A 1,520-nucleotide genomic window follows, 5' to 3' on the forward strand; every position below is an offset into this window, starting at 1 on the left:
TTTACCGTTCCACCATATAAATCTGTGGATGCAACAATGTTATCTCCGGCTTTACATAAGTTTTGTATACAAAATGCTGATGCTGCTTGTCCTGATCCTACTGCTAAAGCTGCAATTCCATTTTCTAAAGCAGCTACTCTTTTCTCAAGAACATCAACTGTAGGATTCATAATCCTTGTGTAAATGTTTCCAAATTCTTTTAATGCAAATAAATTTGCTGCGTGGTCTGTATTATTAAATTGATAACTTGTTGTTTGATAAATTGGCACTGCAACTGATGTTGTTGTTGCATCTCTTCTATAATCTCCTCCGTGTAAACCTATAGTTTCGGGGTGTTTGCTTGATGTAGTCATATTTTCTAAATATTAGATTAATAAGGATATAATAAGTCATGAACAGGGCTTAAATCAATGACTATCCTTAATAAAATATTGAGATTTCTCCGGTTATAATTTTACAATTATTAGAACACAAATAAGTCTGAAAATTAAATAAACTTAAACTAAACAACAACCAGATAACTTATGAAAACAATAACTAAAATAGTTCTTACAATGATGATGCTTGGAACTTTTTCATTAGCCCATGCAGACGATAAAAATTATAAAAAAGATCATCCAAAGTGGGGAATGAAAGATCCAATCACTAAAGCTGAATATCTGAAATGGCATGAAGAAATGTTTAACAAAATGGACACTAATAAAGACGGTGTGCTTTCAGTAGAAGAAAGAAAAGCTTTTCATGAAGCTCGTAAAGGAAAGAAAGAAGAAAAATCTAAAAAATAATTAGAATTATTTTAGGGTTACTTTTTTCTATAAAGCAAAATTAAAAGTACGATAATAATAACTAATAAAGCTATAATAATAAGAGCCATATCGTTACTATATCGTACTTTTAATAAATTTTAAAATCTTACACACGCTCTTTATTCAAGATCAATTTCAGCCTATAATTATCTCTATGAATGATTTTAATGATAGAGAAAAAGGGTTTGAACGAAAGTTTACAAACGATCAGGAAGTGCAGTTTAAAATTAATGCAAAAAGAAATAAACTTTTAGCAATCTGGGCTGCTGATATCCTAAAACTAAACGAAGAAAATAAAAAAAATTATATTACTGAAGTTATAAAATCAGATTTTGAAGAGTCTGGTGATGAAGATGTTTTTAGAAAAATAAAAAAAGACTTAGAGGGAAAAAATATTCAGGACAGTGAAATCAGAAAAAAAATGTCTGAATTTTTAGAAGTTGCAAAAAAAGAAATATAAATACAAAAAATGTTTTTATTTTCTAAACTTCAAAGTTTAAATAAAGATATTTCTATTTGTTTTATTGGATGTGGAAAATTTATTTCCATGTTTTTATCTCAATATAATCAACTGCAAAAAATTAAAATTGCAGCAATCGTTGACATAAATATTGGGAAAGCAAAATCTAATTGTAAAAATAGTGGTCTTAGTGAAACAACAATTAATCAAATTCAATTTACTAATTCTTTAGATGAAGCATTAAAAAAAGATAT

General features: G+C 27.6%; 3 protein-coding genes and 1 pseudogene. 3 read left to right on the forward strand and 1 reads right to left on the reverse strand.

Features of this window, described 5'->3' with window-relative positions; all coding sequences use genetic code 11:
* A partial coding sequence (locus tag AC8IGH_RS05490; RefSeq protein ID WP_507419705.1) for a PLP-dependent transferase occupies positions 1-353 on the reverse strand: 353 nt, incomplete at its 3' end.
* 171 nt (positions 354-524) lie between these two features.
* Here AC8IGH_RS05490 and AC8IGH_RS05495 point away from each other — a divergent pair.
* The 3 genes and pseudogenes from AC8IGH_RS05495 to AC8IGH_RS05505 all read left to right on the forward strand — a co-directional run.
* Complete coding sequence (locus AC8IGH_RS05495) at positions 525-785, forward strand: hypothetical protein (protein WP_507419706.1); 261 nt, start codon at positions 525-527, stop codon at positions 783-785.
* A gap of 175 nt (positions 786-960) precedes the next feature.
* Positions 961-1,266 (forward strand): DUF1476 domain-containing protein, encoded by a 306-nt coding sequence (locus AC8IGH_RS05500; RefSeq protein ID WP_507419707.1) that lies wholly within the window; start codon positions 961-963, stop codon positions 1,264-1,266.
* 9 nt (positions 1,267-1,275) lie between these two features.
* Positions 1,276-1,520: pseudogene (locus AC8IGH_RS05505) on the forward strand (homoserine dehydrogenase); the annotation flags it as partial.

It is taken from the genome of Candidatus Allofontibacter sp., assembly GCF_038145245.1.
Lineage (GTDB): Bacteria > Pseudomonadota > Alphaproteobacteria > Pelagibacterales > Pelagibacteraceae > Fontibacterium.

Excerpts from the sequence above, each read along its gene's own strand:
- AC8IGH_RS05495 (WP_507419706.1), top strand. The coding sequence starts at position 525 with ATGAAAACAATAACTAAAATAGTTCTTACAATGATGATGCTTGGAACT.
- AC8IGH_RS05500 (WP_507419707.1), top strand. The coding sequence starts at position 961 with ATGAATGATTTTAATGATAGAGAAAAAGGGTTTGAACGAAAGTTTACA.